Source organism: Thiorhodovibrio winogradskyi, assembly GCF_036208045.1.
Lineage (GTDB): Bacteria > Pseudomonadota > Gammaproteobacteria > Chromatiales > Chromatiaceae > Thiorhodovibrio > Thiorhodovibrio winogradskyi.
This window is the reverse complement of sequence record NZ_CP121472.1, coordinates 1,196,566-1,212,628: the sequence shown is the minus strand read 5'-3', so window position 1 is coordinate 1,212,628 and position 16,063 is coordinate 1,196,566. Positions and strand designations below refer to the sequence as shown.

General features: G+C 61.2%; 12 protein-coding genes. 6 read left to right on the top strand and 6 right to left on the bottom strand.

Annotated elements, in window-relative coordinates; translation table 11 throughout:
- Positions 1-75: 75 nt before the first annotated feature.
- Complete coding sequence (purL, locus tag Thiowin_RS05520) at positions 76-4,041, bottom strand: phosphoribosylformylglycinamidine synthase (protein ID WP_328986737.1); 3,966 nt, start codon at positions 4,039-4,041, stop codon at positions 76-78.
- Between the two features lie 188 nt (positions 4,042-4,229).
- On the opposite strand from purL, the gene tsaA reads away from it, so the two are divergent.
- The 5 genes from tsaA to Thiowin_RS05495 all read left to right on the top strand — a co-directional run bounded on the left by tsaA (position 4,230) and on the right by Thiowin_RS05495 (position 9,861).
- On the top strand, positions 4,230-4,997 hold the full coding sequence (gene tsaA, locus Thiowin_RS05515; RefSeq protein ID WP_328986736.1) for a tRNA (N6-threonylcarbamoyladenosine(37)-N6)-methyltransferase TrmO: 768 nt from the start codon (positions 4,230-4,232) through the stop codon (positions 4,995-4,997).
- 64 nt (positions 4,998-5,061) lie between these two features.
- Complete coding sequence (locus Thiowin_RS05510) at positions 5,062-6,288, top strand: methyl-accepting chemotaxis protein (protein WP_328986735.1); 1,227 nt, start codon at positions 5,062-5,064, stop codon at positions 6,286-6,288.
- A 213-nt stretch (positions 6,289-6,501) separates the two neighbouring features.
- Positions 6,502-6,807 (top strand): STAS domain-containing protein, encoded by a 306-nt coding sequence (locus tag Thiowin_RS05505; protein ID WP_328986734.1) that lies wholly within the window; start codon positions 6,502-6,504, stop codon positions 6,805-6,807.
- Between the two features lie 159 nt (positions 6,808-6,966).
- Positions 6,967-8,682, top strand: a complete 1,716-nt coding sequence (locus Thiowin_RS05500) for a fused response regulator/phosphatase (RefSeq protein WP_328986733.1) — start codon at positions 6,967-6,969, stop codon at positions 8,680-8,682.
- An 81-nt stretch (positions 8,683-8,763) separates the two neighbouring features.
- Complete coding sequence (locus Thiowin_RS05495; RefSeq protein WP_328986732.1) at positions 8,764-9,861, top strand: PAS domain-containing sensor histidine kinase; 1,098 nt, start codon at positions 8,764-8,766, stop codon at positions 9,859-9,861.
- 72 nt (positions 9,862-9,933) lie between these two features.
- Here Thiowin_RS05495 and Thiowin_RS05490 read toward each other — a convergent pair whose 3' ends face one another.
- From Thiowin_RS05490 to Thiowin_RS05475, 4 genes are all read right to left on the bottom strand, one after another.
- Positions 9,934-11,661, bottom strand: coding sequence for a diguanylate cyclase (locus tag Thiowin_RS05490; protein WP_328986731.1), 1,728 nt, complete (start codon positions 11,659-11,661; stop codon positions 9,934-9,936).
- A gap of 126 nt (positions 11,662-11,787) precedes the next feature.
- Positions 11,788-12,477 (bottom strand): sensor histidine kinase, encoded by a 690-nt coding sequence (locus tag Thiowin_RS05485; RefSeq protein ID WP_328986730.1) that lies wholly within the window; start codon positions 12,475-12,477, stop codon positions 11,788-11,790.
- Complete coding sequence (locus Thiowin_RS05480) at positions 12,474-13,700, bottom strand: response regulator (RefSeq protein ID WP_328986729.1); 1,227 nt, start codon at positions 13,698-13,700, stop codon at positions 12,474-12,476. Before Thiowin_RS05480 ends, Thiowin_RS05485 begins: the two co-directional genes overlap by 4 nt.
- A gap of 77 nt (positions 13,701-13,777) precedes the next feature.
- Positions 13,778-14,098 carry an endoglucanase gene (locus Thiowin_RS05475; protein ID WP_328986728.1) on the bottom strand — a complete coding sequence of 107 codons (321 nt, stop codon included), beginning with the start codon at positions 14,096-14,098 and terminating at the stop codon, positions 13,778-13,780.
- A gap of 269 nt (positions 14,099-14,367) precedes the next feature.
- On the opposite strand from Thiowin_RS05475, the gene Thiowin_RS05470 reads away from it, so the two are divergent.
- Entirely contained in the window at positions 14,368-14,904 is a 537-nt protein-coding gene (locus Thiowin_RS05470; RefSeq protein WP_328986727.1) for a retropepsin-like aspartic protease family protein, read from the top strand.
- Positions 14,905-14,997: 93 nt separating this feature from the next.
- Here the strand turns inward: Thiowin_RS05470 and Thiowin_RS05465 are convergent, their stop codons facing one another.
- Positions 14,998-15,951, bottom strand: coding sequence for a KpsF/GutQ family sugar-phosphate isomerase (locus Thiowin_RS05465; RefSeq protein ID WP_328986726.1), 954 nt, complete (start codon positions 15,949-15,951; stop codon positions 14,998-15,000).
- Positions 15,952-16,063: the final 112 nt, after the last annotated feature.

Genomic DNA, 16,063 nt, shown 5'->3' with positions numbered 1-16,063 from the left:
TCATTCAATACAGGGCTTCATTTCACGGCAATTGAGCCCCCTTTGAAAAGCTTTCGCGCAGCAGCCCCTGACCTCCTACCCCACCCAGACCCGCGCATTGCGAAACAGCCGCAACCAGGGGCCATCCTCGCCCCAGCCGCTCGGATACCAGGAATGCTGCACGACGCGGAACAGACGCTCGGGATGAGGCATCATGATGGTGACCCGACCATCGGTGCTGGTCAGAGCGGTGATGCCATCGGGCGAGCCGTTGGGGTTGGCGGGATAGCGGCTGGTCCCTTGGGCTGGCGCTGGGTTGCCGTCGGGCTCGATATAGCGCAATGCGACCAGCTGGCCTGCCTGACGCTGGCTCGCGTCACTGGCAAAAACCGCGCGGCCCTCGCCGTGAGCCACCGCGATGGGCAGGCGCGAGCCAACCATGCCGCGCAGCAGCACCGAGGGTGACTCGGTCACCTCCACCAGACTCAAACGCGCCTCGAATTGCTCCGAGCCATTGCGCGCGAAGCGCGGCCAGTGGTCAGCACCGGGTATCAACTCGCGCAGGCTCGCCAGCATTTGACAGCCGTTGCACACCCCCAGGGCAAAGGTTTCCGGGCGGGCGAAGTAGGCCGCGAATTCATCGCGCGCGCGGGCGTTATGCACAATGGTCTGGGCCCAGCCCTGTCCGGCGCCGAGTACGTCGCCATAGGAGAAACCGCCACAGGCGGCCAGGCCGTGAAAATCGTCCAGACTGACCTGGCCGCTCAAAATATCCGACATGTGCACATCGATGCAGGCAAAGCCGGCGCGATCAAAAGCCGCGGCCATTTCCAGCTGACCATTCACGCCTTGCTCGCGCAGAATGGCCAGACGCGGGCGAGCGCCGGTGTTGATCAAGGGCGCGGCAATGTCCTCGGCCGGGTCGAAACGCAACCGGATTGCGTTCAGGCCAGGCCCCTCGACGCCAATGCACGCGAATTCCCCGTCGGCGCATCCGGGATGGTCGCGCAGGCGTTGCATCTGGTGACTGGTCTCAGTCCACAGGCGCTGCAGCTCGGCCCGCTCGGCTTGCAACAACAGGCGCTCACCGCAGCGCAGTTCGAGTTGTTGATCGGCGCGTGGGCGGCCCAGGCGCTGCACGCAAGCGGCCAGCCCCGCCGCCACCAGGTGCGCGATGACTTGTTCAACATCGCCGGCGCGAACCTGCACCACCGCACCCAGTTCCTCGGCAAAGAGCGCGGCCAGGAGTTCGGAGTCCGCCGCGTCCGACCCCAGCCAGTCGCTCAGATCAATCACCAGACCACAGCAGCCAGCGAAAGCCATTTCGCACAGGCTGACCACCAGGCCACCGTCGGAGCGGTCATGATAGGCCAGCAGCAAGCCCTCCCGGTTGAGCTGCTGAATGGCGGCGAAAAAGCCGCGCAGCAGCGCCGGATCATCGACATCGGGCACCGCTTGCCCAAGCTGTTCATACACCTGCGCCAGGGCCGATGCACCCAGGCGGTGCTGACCTCGACCAAGGTCGATCAACAGCAGCTCGCTGGGTCCCTGGTCGACGCGCGGCATGGGTGTCAGGCACCGCCGGGCATCGGTGACTGGCGCCACGGCGGAGATGATGGGCGACAGGGGCGCGGCCATGGCGCGCTGCCCGGGGCCATCCTGACCAGCTGGGCCATCCACCTGCCACAGAGTCTTCATGCTCATGGAGTCCTTGCCGACCGGAATGGCGAGACCGAGTTGGGGGCAGAGTTCCAGTCCGATGGCGCGCACCGCGTCATAGAGACGCGCATCCTCGCCTGGATGCCCTACCGCGGCCATCCAGTTGGCGGAGAGCTTGACATCGCTCAGATCCGCCACTGGCGCCGCGGCCAAATTGGTCAGCGCCTCGCCCACCGCCATGCGCGCGGCGGCCGCGGCGTCGAGCAGGGCCAGCGGCGGGCGCTCACCCATGGCCATGGCCTCGCCGGTATAGCCCAGGTAGTCGGTCAGGGTGACCGCGCAGTCGGCCACCGGCACCTGCCAGGGACCGACCATCTGATCGCGCGCCACCAGGCCGGTGACAGTGCGATCGCCAATGGTGATCAGAAAGCTTTTACTTGCAACCGCCGGCAGGCGCAGCACCCGCTCCAGGGCAGCGCGCAGCTTGATGCCAGCGAGTGCCAGCGGCTGACCTGGCGTTGGCAGGCGCTGGACCTCGCGGGTCATCTTGGGCGGCTTGCCGAACAAGAGCCCAAGCGGCATGTCGATGGGCGTGTCGCTGAAGTGGGTATCGCTCAGGCGCAACTCAGGTTCCGCGCTGGCATGACCGACCACGGCAAAGGGGCAGCGCTCGCGCGCGCAGATGGCGGCGAACTCATCGAGTTGTTCGGCGGCCACGGCCAGCACATAGCGCTCCTGGGCCTCGTTGCACCAAAGCTCCATCGGCGACAGGCCGGGGTCGGCGCTGGGGATGGCGCGCAGCGCGAAGTGCCCGCCGCGCCCGCCGTCCTTGACCAGCTCCGGCAAGGCGTTGGACAGACCACCGGCGCCGACATCATGGATAAAGAGGATGGGATTGAAATCCCCACGCGCCCAGCAACGGTCGATCACTTCCTGACAACGCCGCTGCATCTCCGGGTTGGCGCGTTGCACCGAGGCGAAGTCCAGCTCCTCGGCCGAGGCGCCACTGGCCATGCTGGAGGCCGCGCCACCGCCCAAGCCAATGAGCATGGCGGGTCCGCCAAGCACCACCAGGGGCGTGCCGGGCGGAAATTCCTGCTTGGCCACCTGTCCGGGACGAATGGCGCCAACACCGCCGGCGAGCATAATGGGCTTGTGGTAGCCGCGCAGTTCCTGCCCGCCATCGACCAGCGGAATTTGCTGCTCGTAGGTGCGGAAAAAGCCGGCCAGGTTGGGGCGGCCAAATTCGTTATTGAAGGCGGCCGCGCCGATGGGCCCCTCCAGCATGATGTCGAGCGCCGAGACAATGCGCGCCGGGCGCCCCCAGTCCCGCTCCCAGGGCTGCTCGCCACCGGGAATACGCAGATTGGACACCGCGAAACCCGTTAAGCCCGCCTTGGGCTTGGCGCCGCGCCCGGTGGCGCCCTCGTCGCGGATCTCCCCGCCCGCGCCGGTGGCCGCGCCCGGATGCGGCGCGATGGCGGTTGGGTGATTATGGGTCTCGACCTTGAGCAGAATCTCCAGGCGCCCGGCATGTTCGCGATAGCGTCCATCGGCGGCCGAGACCACCAACCCACGCGCGGGCCAGCCGGCGATGACGGCGGCGTTGTCCTTGTAAGCCGAGAGCACGTCACGCGGTGTCGTCTGAGTGGTGTTGCGGATCATGGCAAAGAGGGTGTGCGCCTGTGCTTCGCCGTCGATGATCCAATCGGCATTGAAGACCTTATGGCGGCAATGCTCGGAGTTGGCCTGGGCAAACATCATCAGCTCGACATCGCTTGGATCGCGCCCAAGCGCGCCAAAGCTCGCGACCAGATAGTCGATTTCATCGCCCGAGAGCGCCAGCCCCAGTTCGGCATCGGCTCTCAGCAGGGCCTCGCGCCCACCGTCCAGCAGCGGAATGCGCCGCAGTGGGCGCGGCTGCAGTTGCTCAAAAAGCCTTGCGGCCTCGCTCTGGTCGAACACCAGGCTCTCGGTCATGCGATCATGCAAGATGGCCGCGGCACTCCGCAGCGCGTCCTGGTCAATGGCATCATCGGCGGACAAATAAAAGGCCGTGCCACGCTCAATGCGCAGCACCCGCGTCAAGCCGCAATTGCGCGCGATGTCGGTCGCCTTGCTGGACCATGGGGTCTGGGTGCCCGGGCGCGGCAAGGCCAGCAGGAGCTGACCCGCGGGCGCCGTCGCACTGGCCTGACCATGCGGATCAAGTAACTGAGAGAGCCGCTGGCTGTCTAGCGCGGAGAGACCCGCATCGGGCGCGGCGCTGTGCTCGTCGAGCTGCACAAAATGCAGATACTCAGCCGCGAGCCGCACCGACGCCAAACCGACGCGCTCCAGACGTTCGCGCACTTTCGTCAAGCGGAATTCAGACAGCGCCGGAGCGCCGCGCAGACACAGCATGGTGGAATTTCCTTTAATGTTCAGTGGTCAGGTCGCATCTTAAGCGCATTATCACCAGTGAGCGAAACCGAAACCAGTCAAGGAGCCAGTGGTTTGGCCATGAATCATGGGGTGACGCATCCGCCTTATCGGGGAGAATCGCGACATCCTGCCTGACCAGACCCTCGCTTAAACCCGACCACATGCCCATGCCCCCGATTAAACCCATCCCTGAAAGCCCCCCGGATTGGCCAGGCGAGGTCCACTTCCGCCCAATTGGGCGTGTGTGCTCGCCCTTTCGTGAGAAATTTGGCATTCCCCGTCAAGCACGCCTGGCGCCCGCCGCGCGCGCGCGGCTGGAAATGCTACCGCCCTATGATCGCGAAGAGGCCTTCAGCGGCCTCGAGGGCTTCTCGCACCTGTGGCTGTTATTCGTCTTTCATCAGGACTGCCTCGCGGCTGGCTGGCAACCCATGGTGCGCCCACCCCGTTTGGGTGGTCGTGCCAAGATCGGGGTTTTTGCCAGCCGCTCGCCTTACCGACCCAATGCCATCGGCCTGTCGGCAGTGGCCTGGCATGGACTGACCCGCGACCAGGCCGGCCTGAGCTTGTCTCTCAGCGGCGTCGATCTGCTCGACGGCACTCCAGTTCTAGACATCAAACCCTATGTGCCCTATGCCGACGCCCTACCCGATGCCAGCCCCGGATTCACTGGCAAGCTCGAGGATCGGCGCTGGGCGGTACAATTCAGCGATGAGGCCGAACAGCAACTGGCAGGCGCCGACCCCGACGGACGCCTCGGGCTACGCGCGCTCATCGAGCAGGTCATTGGGCTCGATCCGCGCCCAGGCTACATGGACCGCTACCCGCGGCGCGACACCTTCGCGCTGCAGTTGCACAATTACGACGTTCAGTGGCAAATTGCCGGGAACCACGCCAGAGTCATCTCCATCACGGGCGCCGCCTCAGCGCGCTAGCACGGCGGTCGGCTATACTCGGGTTGTGATTAGCAGCCTATCAAAGTTCAAAACGGAGACATCATTGCAGATTCCTGAATTTCGTTGGGAGCGACTGCGTCAGGTCAGCCTGGCGTTGATTATCAGTGGCGTCTTCTTCCTGCAAAGCCTGTTCATCCCCGGTTTGCTGCCGGGTTGGCTGAGCCTATTGCTGGTGGTCGGCGTCTGGAGTGTCCAGGCTTGGCGACAAAGGCCAGCCCCGCACAGTCTTGCCGGCTCGGCCAACACCGACGTCGCCACCCTGGCCGAAACCCGCCGCTGGGATCATGAACTTTGGAGCCTGGTCATTGATGTCGATCAGCTCATCAAAGACGAGATTTCCGAGCTGCGCGAAATGGTGAATCAGACATTGGGACTGATCGCCAACGCAGTCAGTGACTTGCAGGACAGCTTCTCGGGCATGTTGGCGGAATCCGAGACGCAGCAGGGGTTGGTCAACACCCTGATGCAAGGCGACAAGGGAAGCGGCTCCCCGGGCGCGGACCAGCACATCGACATCAATGATTTTCTGCAGGAAAACAGCACGCTGCTTACGGAAAACGTCGAGCGATTGATCAACATGGGCAAAAACAGTGTTGAGGTTGCCCATCAGGTCGATGATCTTTCCGCGCAGATGGATGGTATTTTCACCCTGCTCGACAGCGCCAACAGCATCGCGCGCCAGACCAACCTGCTGGCGCTCAATGCCGCCATCGAGGCTGCCCGCGCGGGCGAGGCGGGTCGCGGGTTCGCCGTGGTCGCGCAGGAGATTCGCAAGCTCTCGCAAGACTCCGCCAAGTTCAACGAAGAGATCCGGGATCAGGTGCTTGAATCGCAGCGCATTTTCACCGCCACACGCGAGATTGTCGGCCGCATGGCCTCGCAGGACATGAGCACCTCGATCAACGCCAAGGGCAAGATGGACGAGATGACCGAGAAGGTCCATGCACTCAATAGCATGGTCGCTTCAGGCCTGGACGAGATCGGCGCGGTTGTTGATCGCCTGCGCGATAACGTCAACTCTGGACTGAGGCTGCTGCAGTTCGAGGACATCACCCGCCAGGTGCTTGAGCGCGCTGACAAGCGCATCGGTTTTCTCGAACGCTTCACCGCCGAACTCAACCAGCTGCCGCTCGCCCAGCAGGACGAAACCGGCGAGCAGGTCGACGCCGCCAAAGCGCGGCTCGAGGCACTACGTGCCGAGGTCGCGGAGGCAGCCCATCGCGCCGTCAGCCAGCAGAATATGGCTGCCGGTGAACTCGAGCTCTTCTAATGCATGGACTGCCACAAAAGGATCGCATCAGCGTAAACTGATCACTTTGCCAAAGAGCATCCGCAGCAGGTACCCGGAGCAAAGCAAACCCGCGCCGGCCACCATTGGATGTCTCACTGGGCGTCCGACAAGACGGCAATACCACTGACCACCCAGATTCCGGATGCGCGTCAGCCAAAACTCCGCGCTCCGGCCAATGATTTGGAGAATCCCATGAGCATCACTCGCCATATCGATGAGTCCAAACAGCAAGTGATCATCAAAATCGATGGTCGCTTTGACTTTGCGCAGCACAAAGCTTTCCGCGATGCCTATCGCGACATTTCCCCAGGCAGCAAGACCTATGTGGTCGATCTGTCCGCCACCTCCTACCTCGACAGCTCGGCGCTAGGCATGCTGCTGCTGCTGCGCGAGCATGCCGGTGGCGATGCCTCGCCGGTCAGAATCCAGGGCTGCGGCGAGGACGTCCAGCGCGTACTGAAAATCGCCAACTTCGAAAAGCTCTTCCGCATCGAATGACAACCGGGCGCCCCAGCCCAAGCTTCAATCTATGGAGGTTCAACCCCGCACAGGAGTCATCCGTGATTCTCGCTAAGATTCCACTCCGTGCAAGCACCCTGAGCGCCACTCAGGCTGATCGCCGTGGCAGCCCAAGCTCATCCGAATAGATCCGCCAGCATGCGCACATTCAACAACCAGGCGCAACCGGATACCGCCCTGCCTGCCGCCCCGCGCGGCAAGGCTCTGGTGGTTGACGACGAGCCGACCAACTGCCGCCTGCTGACCCAAATGCTTCTGCGCGAGGGTTTCCACGCCGTCGAGGCCCACAACGGCGAGGAGGCCATCGCCAAATTCGAGGCCGAGCATCCGGACATCATCTTCATGGACGTAATGATGCCGGGCATGGACGGATTTGAAGCCACGCGCAACATCAAGAGCCGCAGCGGCGGGGAATTCGTGCCGGTGATTTTTCTTACCGCATTACGCGACGAAAAATCCTTGATTCAATGCACCGAGGCTGGCGGCGACGACTTTCTCTCCAAACCCTTCAGCTTCGGCATTCTCAAGGCACGCATCCGCGCCATGGAGCGCGTGCGCGATCTCCAACGCGCCATTGCCGCCAAGAACGAGACCCTCTCGACCCTGATTGAAAAAGACCAGGAAGAGCAGAAGCTCGCTGAGCGATTGCTGAGCCGCGCTGTCAACACCCGCAATGCCGCCACTGGGCGCTATCGTTATGTACAGCGACCCGCGGCCACCTTTAGCGGCGATCTGGTCCTCTCTCAGTACCTGCCAGACGGCGGACTGCGCATTCTAATTGCCGACTTCACCGGCCATGGCCTCGCAGCCGCCATTGGCGCCATGCCGGTCTCGGACATTTTTCACACTATGACCCTAAAGGGGGTCGACGACGACCGTGTGCTGTCCGAGATCAACCGCAAGCTCTATCAGTTGCTGCCCGCGGATCGCTTCATGGCTGCCTGGCTGATTTCCATTTCCCACACTGGAACCACGCTGCGCTGGTGGAACGGGGGCATGCCAACCGGCTGGATGCAAAGCCGTCATGGGCTCAATCAGCTCGAGTCTCACAGCCTGCCCCTGGGCATCATGCATCCCCTGCCCGAGCAAGAGCATACCAATTACCTGCAAGTAGAACCCACGGATCGCCTGCTATTGATGAGCGATGGCCTGCTTGAGACCAATACGAAAATCGACGGGAAGATGTTCGAGGATGCAGGCTTTCACCAGGTACTTGATCGCTGGAACTACGGCGAGCCGGTCATGGAGTCCCTGATCCAAGCGCTTGACGAACTGCGCAGCGGCGACCCCCTTGATGACATTACCATTGTGGAAATCCCGCTTGGGAGCTCGGGATATACCGGCTCCAAGATTCCCAAGAACGCGGTGTATCAATCTGGATGGCACTGGTCCATTGAGCTGGCCGACGCCCGGCTCGACGCACTGCCATCGCTTGAGGACCTGCTGGGGCCCATGGGGCTGCTCGCGGGCCTGCACAATCATGTTGGCGCGCTTCAGACCATCATCACCGAGCTCTACACAAATGCACTTGAGCACGGGGTTTTGCAATTGGAATCCAACATGAAATCCACGCCGGACGGATTCGAACTCTACTATCGCGAACGCGAAAGACGCTTGGCCGTCCCCACGCTGGGCTGGATCAGACTCAGCCTAAACTACCTTCCTGGTTCGGGGCCCGACGGGAGCATCCGCATTTCGGTGCGTGACAGCGGCCAGGGATTCGATGAACAACAACTTGCGCAAACCGATGCCTCCCAGCCCTGGGGCCGCGGCATGAAACTGGTGCGCGACCTATGCGAATCGGTCCGCTACAGCCGTGGTGGCACCGAGGTCGAAGCCATTTACGCGTGGTAACCTCTTTGCCCCCCCATCGCATCAACACCCTTCCGGCGCCTCGCACGCTTTTGAATTCAAATCTCTCAAGCACACACGCACATGACCGAACTCGAATCGTCAGAGACCAAAGCCGCGCTGAGTCAACGCATGCTGCAAGTGATCGATGCTACGCCCGTGGGTATCTGCATCACCAATACGCAGGGGATTTACGAATTCGTCAATCCGGCCTATTGCCGCTTCTACGGCTATAGTTCCACCGAACTGCTTGGACAGCACTTCACTCTCGTGGTCCCACCTGAACACAAGCCATTGCTGAAGGATCTGCATGAACGCTTCATCGCCGGGTATAACGAGGTGCGTGGGGAATGGGAGGTGCTTGACCGCCAGGGCAACACCAAGCAAATCATCGCCGACGCGACGCGTGTCATAGGAAATGACGGACAGCCGCGCAAAGTCACCTTCATCATGGATATCACCGAGCGGATTCGTCACGAACGCATGCGTGAAGACGTCGAAAGGTTGATGCGCCATGATCTCCGCACACCCCTGAATGCCATCATCAACATTCCAAGCTTAGTGCGCGACGATAACAACCTGACAGCCGAGCAACTCGATTTACTTGAGATAATAGAGCGCTCGGCACGCACCATGGTCGAGATGATCGACGCCTCGCTCAACCTTTACAAGCTTGAGGCCGGAGGCTACCCCTTGCAGGGCGACACCATGGATCTCATCGAGCTGCTGTCCCGGGTACTCTCGGATTGCCAACGCTCCGCTGCCCGCCAAGGACAACAGGGAGTGTTAATCGTTGGTGACCAACCGATGACCTCGACCGATCGCTGCATGCTGCGCGGTGAGCCGCTGCTGTACTACAATCTTTTCGCTAATCTGACAAAAAACGCCTTCGAGGCGTCACCTGCCGCTGCCCGGGTCCGCGTGCGCATTGAGCAGCAGGGGGATGGCGCACGGGTTGAGATCCACAACCAGGGAAAAATCCCAGCCGAGATTCAGCCGAAATTTTTCGACAAATATGTGACGCAGGGGAAAAACACTGGCAGCGGCCTTGGCACTTACTCGGCCCGACTGATCGTCGATGCCGTGGGCGGAAACATTGGCTTTCACAGCTGCGAGGAGACTGGCACCCTGCTTTGGGTCGAGCTGCCGGGCGACAGCCGCCAGGCCAAATCCCTGCCCTAGGCGTTGCCCGCTCAGGATGCATGGTTGGCAGTGGGTGGGTAGTGTTTGCCGGGCGCTGTTGCCGATAGCGAGTTACACACCGAGCTCCTTGCGCAACAGCGGCTCAAGCAAAACATACTCCTGCTTGAGATCCTCGACCAAGGCTCTGGCCAGGGTCAGGGTCGGGGCTGACTTCTCCAGTCTCTCGGCCAAGGTTTGCAGACGTCGCGCCGAAACAGCACCGGCCAGTCCTTTCAGGCTGTGCGCCTTGAAATGCAGCTGGTCGAGATCTTCCGCCTCCCAGGCCGCCCGCATCTCCTCAAGTCGCACCGGCGCATCGGCCAAGAACTGCTCGATGGTCGCATCGGCAATTTCCCGATCATCCCCCATGCGGCGCATCAGCTCCGTGACATCAAAGTGACCCAGATCCGCATTCTCGGAAACCCCTGGAGGCCACGAAGGCGACAACCCCTCTGAGCATCCTGCCCTGGCCCCAGGCGAGGGACCAGCGCAGACGGCTGCTGGCTTCCCGGGGGCCACCGATGCAAGGGTCGAGTCGAGGCGAGAGGGCTCCGCCGGCATGACCAGGGCATGGGCATGGAGCCGCTCAACCAGATCGCTCGCCGCATCATAGAGACTGTCAAGCTCCGCGTGCAACTCGGCATTCAGCGGCAGAAGGTAGAGCGCGCTCAATGCCTGCAGAACCTTTTCGGGTTGCGACAGGACTTCAGCCTCGGCCGAAGTCCCGCCATGGCGCCGCCGCTCCGGCATATCTTCGAGGCTCTCGACATCCAAGTAGGCAGGTTCCGCCGAGTCCGTGGCACCCTCCACGCTCACCTCGTCCCTCGCCAAGGCGTCGTCCGAGCGCTGGGGCGCCGCGATCACCCCTTCGTCGAGTTCGGCATCCATGACCTCATCCATCAGCACCACCCGATCGCGTCCCAAGGCTTTCGCGCGGTTAAGGGCACGGTCCGCCAACTCCAGCAGATAGGTGGCCTGATGCTCTTCGCTTGCTTGCACGGCTGCCACCCCAAGGCTGACGGTGACATGTGAACCCGCCGAGGAGTACTTGTGCTCCAACTTGAGTGCATTGACCGCGGCGCGCATGGCCTCGGCCGTGACCCTCACGCCCTCCATGTCTGTCTCGGGCAGAAGCGCGACGAACTCCTCGCCACCATAGCGCGCGAGCAGGTCTCCCTGGCGCTTGAGCGCGCTACCCAGCGCCGCCGCGCCCTGTTGCAGACAAACATCGCCGGCACCATGGCCATAGTGATCGTTTAACGCCTTGAAGTGATCGAAGTCGATCATGATCAGTCCCAGAGGCTTGCCGCTGTGGCGCGCACGCTGCCATTCCTTGTGCAGCAAAGTATCGAACTTGCGTCTGTTGTAGACGTGTGTCAGGCCGTCGATATAAGACATGGCCTCGAGCATGTCCGCTTTCAGGCGCATATTGATCTGATTGCGCACCCGCGCGCGCACAATCGGCAGGCTGATGGGTTTGGCGATATAATCCGCCGCGCCAAGGTTCAGGCCAACCTCCTCGGCCGCGCTGTCGCCAATGGCGGTGACAAAGATAACGATAATGTCCTTGGTCTCGTCGTCGGCCTTGAGACGTCGACATACTTCAAAGCCGTCAATCTCTGGCATCATGACGTCGAGCAGGATCAGGGCCGGCTTATCCGGGCCACGGGCAATGGCCAGCGCCTCCTCGCCACCACGCGCCTCGGCAATGCGGTAACTATCGCGCAGCATGCGGGAGAGCAAATAAACATTTGCCGGTTCATCATCGACAATGAGTATGCGGTAATCCTGCCTGTTCACGATACTGTTACTGTCAACTCCCGCACGAAATCCAAAAGCACCATCGCCACTCCAACCTTGTCTCAATCCTAGCCTGCCAAGGGCTTTGTTACCAGGGCCAGGCTTGCCACATCTGTGATGAAAGCCCTACCCCAGTGCTGGCAGTTTCAGCTCAAAATGACCACCACCCAGCGAACCAGCGTTGCTGAGCTCAATGAACCCGCAAGAGCCATCGGACCTGCGGTGCCGCTCGGCGACCAGGGCGCAGAAGTGCAGCCCCAAGCCAGTGCTGCCAAGCTTGGCGTCAGGCTCGGCGCTATCCCGCAGGCGTCGCCGCCCGAGCATTCCGGCAGGGAAGCCGGCACCGTCATCATCCACGCTCAAGCACAACCAGTTGCCGTCCTCGCGTGCGCTCAGGCGAATGGCTCCTCGGGTATATTTGATTGTGTTAGTTAGCACGTTTTCAATCAGAGATGTGACCAAGTAGTCATCAAGCGTCCAGATCAGTTGTTCATCGCAGTCAATGACAAAGGATAACTTGCAATGCTCCGTCATTGGTTTATTGTTGAGCCAAGCATCCTCCAGGAGCTCAAAAACATTGGTCTCGGCAAAGTTGGGCTCATACATGCCGTGGTCGTGGCGATAGATGGTCAGCAACAGGGTTAGATTATCCTTCATCCGCCGCGCTTCGTACTGAAGCTGCGCGAGCGACTCCTGCTCGTCCTTGCCGCATTCGCAGCCGGATAACGCATCAACGGCGCTCAGCACCCGGTTCAGGGAATTTTTCATGTCGTGAATGCCAATGGCCAACACGGCACTGAAATCAAGCTCGCTCATGTGTCAGTCTCCTTTACGCGCAAGGCTGCCAATGCCGGATAACGCGCCAGCTCACCAATGCTTGCCACGGCATCGGCTAGCGCGGCGCCCACGCGTTTGGGCAGCGGTGCCTTGTCAAGCAGGCCATCAAGCTCTTGTAGCAGAGATTTGTGCTCCGCGCCATCACTTAGTTGCAAACATAGCACTCTGGCCGCAAGTTCCCAGTAACCCAGCTGTCTATCATCGGCACAACGCCGGCTCATGGTCTTGGTGCGCTGCCGCGCCTCACGCAGGTCACCACGCACCACCAGCACCTTGATCAAACCCAGATAATCAGCCGCGTCTGGCAACCCCATCTGCTGCGCGATTTGAATCGCGCGGCGCCACGCCGGCTCAGCCAGTTGATAGCGCTGCAACCGGGTTGCCAGCCGTGCCAAAGCGCGCTGGCGACGTAACGACTTGGGCGAGCGTTCCAGTGCCGCCACCAGCACCTCGAGCGCTTCCTCCGCTCGACCCTGCTGTTCGCAAAGCGCGGCCAGGCGGTCATGCGCCGCCATATAGTGCGACGTCAGCTTGATCGATTCCCGATACAGCGTCTCGGCAGCAACCGTATCTCCTCTCGCTTCGGCAATCTCGCCACGCCGCGTTAGTGCCCAGGCCAGAGGTTTCCCGGCCATGGCCTCGGCACAGGCGGCCTCGGCGGCATCAAGATTGCCCGTGGATAGTGCCAGCTCGGCGCGGATACGCAGCAGATCAAGACGATTGGGTGGATTGTTGCCAAGCAACACCTCAAGCGCCTCCAGTGCCGCGACTGGCCCCTGAGAGCCTAAAGCAGCCGCCACTGGCGCTAGGGGCTCGCGTCGCTGCAACGCGCGCCCAAGACGCACGCGAAACAGGTCTTTGGTAAAGGGCTTGGAGACATAGGCATCGGGCGCGAACTCGAGTGCGCCCATCACCATCTCGTTGGAGTTTTCGGCCGTCACCATCACAAAAACAGTGGCAAGATTGATCACGCCCTCGGTGCGCGCCTGATCAAGCAATTGCTGGCCGTCAATCCCGTCACCGAGATTGTAGTCGCACACAACAACATCGAAGCGTTTGGCGCGCAGCGCCGCCAATGCCTCCTCACCGGTGGCCACGGGCGTGATTCGCTCAAAGCCGATCGACAACAGCATCTGCCGCAGCGTGCTGCGCATATTCTGGAAATCATCGACGATCAGCACTGTTTTCTTCGCCAGATTCATCGCCACACTATACCGAATGGGCGCGCAATCTGCAGGCAGAGTCAGACACAAACACGCAAGTTCGCCGAAACAAGAGGTCAGACGTAGATGTCCACACCGAAGACAGCGCGCACATACTCGCGCTCCTGATTGGTGCTCACATCATGATAGGCATCAAGTGCCTGGCGGGCCCTGGGGCTGTTTTCCTCGACCGCTAGAGCCGAGGAGCGTGCGTGACGACGGCTGAAGCGCTCGGCTTGCTCGGGCTCGAGCACAGGTCGCGGCGTAAAGGGCCTTTGCTCGGTTTTATCATCCGCCGGATGGGTTGCCGCCGGCTGCGCGGCCTCACGCTCCGCAAGCGAGGGCTGATCCCACTGACGGTTAAGAGGAAGGAGGTTAAGATGGCCGGAAATCAGCATAAATCTGGGCAATCCGGGTTAGGTCTGGTCCACTTACGCCGACCGACACGCAGGTGCAACCTCGAGCATGGGAGCAGTGTCAACAAGAGTGATGCTGGCAAGATTGATGCTGGCAAATCTCGCCATGAAAGAGCTGATTTCTCTTCCGGGGTGGTGACGCCCCATAAGCCATAAGTATAGTTGAGACAGCCACAATCGCATAAAGGTGCCTGCGGCTGATAGGGTTATCCTGATTTGAACTGGATTTAAACTGGGAGCAGAAGCGACCGATGCAAGACCCACAGCCCGGTTTTCGTGACCTGCCCTCGCGTCTGGGCCAGATCATGCTATTTGCTGCCTGGATTGGTGGACTCGGGCTCTTGGGACTGTTTTTCCAGCAGTATATCGAGGCTGCGCACAACCCTAATCGAAACCTGCGGGTCACGGCAAGCAGCGATGGGCGCGCGCGGGTCGTTCTCAAACCCAACCGCCTGGGCCATTATGTCGCGCCAGGTACCATCAATGGGAGCCCTGTCATTTTTCTGGTCGACACCGGCGCGAGCGCCGTCGCGCTGCCGCTTGATCTTGCGCGCGAACTCACACTCCCATTGCGACCGGGTGGACGCAGTAAGACGGCCAATGGTCTTGTTGACACCTGGACCACGCGTATCGACAAACTCACCATCGGTGCGCTGCACGCCAAGGACATCCATGCGATAGTCATGCCCAACATGCCTGGCAATGAGGTACTACTCGGCATGACCTTTTTGCGTCATGTTGAACTGCTGCAACGCGATGATGTTTTGACTTTACAAGCCCCGCGGTAACACAGGCGTCGATGGTCTCTCCCCCCCCAGTGAGCCCAGTGATCCCAGTGAGACCAGTGAGACCAGTGAGACCAGTAGACACCTAAAACCGGGTTATTTCTGAACCACGCCGAGAATGCCCGAATCATCCACTACAATCAGAGATGTAATCCGCCGTTCGGCCATGATCTCCACTGCAGCGCTCATGCGGCTATCGGGGCCAATGAGCATGGGATTGGGTGTCATCATGTCATCGGCTCGAGATTGAAAAAAACGCTCCTGATTGGTCTCGAGCGCGCGCCGCAGATCTCCGTCGGTAATCACGCCCAAGGGAGTGACGCCATCCTGACTGACAATGGCAAGGCCCAGCCGACCGCCGCTCATGGTTGCCACTACCTCCGCGGCCATAGCGTCCGGTTTGATAAAGGGCAGGTCATCGGTGCGCATTTCATCGCGCACCAAGGCAAGCATGCGCCGTCCCAGGTTTCCGCCGGGGTGAAAGCGCGCGAAGTGATGGGTCTGAAAATCGCGCGCCCGCATCAGGGAGACCGCTAGGGCGTCACCCATGGCTAAAGCCGCCGTGGTGGAGGCGGTTGGCGCAAGCTGCAAGGGGCAAGCTTCTCGCGCCACATGCACCCAGAGATGATGATCAACCTGACGCGCAAGCGTGGAACGAGTATTACCTGTCAGCGCAATGGTGCAATTGCCATTGTCCCGCAGAAAAGGCAGCAGACGCAGCAACTCCTCGGTCTCTCCCGAATGCGAGAGCGCAATGAAAATATCATTGCCGTCGACCATCCCAAGGTCACCGTGGTACGCCTCGGCCGGGTGCATGAAAAATGACGGGGTACCGGTGCTGGCCAGGGTCGCGGAAACCTTCTTGCCAATAATGCCAGACTTGCCCATGCCACAAACAATGGTGCGACCGGTGCTTGCCAGAATGGCTGACACGGCGGCACTGAAGCTCCCATCGACATGGGCCGCGAGCCCAGCAACGGCCTCTGCCTCTATGAGGAAGACCTCCTGCGCGATAGCCGCATAATCCAGTGGGTCCGATGATACAGACATGGTCAGTCGATCCCCATGGTGACGGCGAGACACCATCCCCGCGAATGACACGGCTGTTTAGGGTCATCTTGCGCAGGGCGCGCCTGACCTCCGACAACATATTTGGCACCCA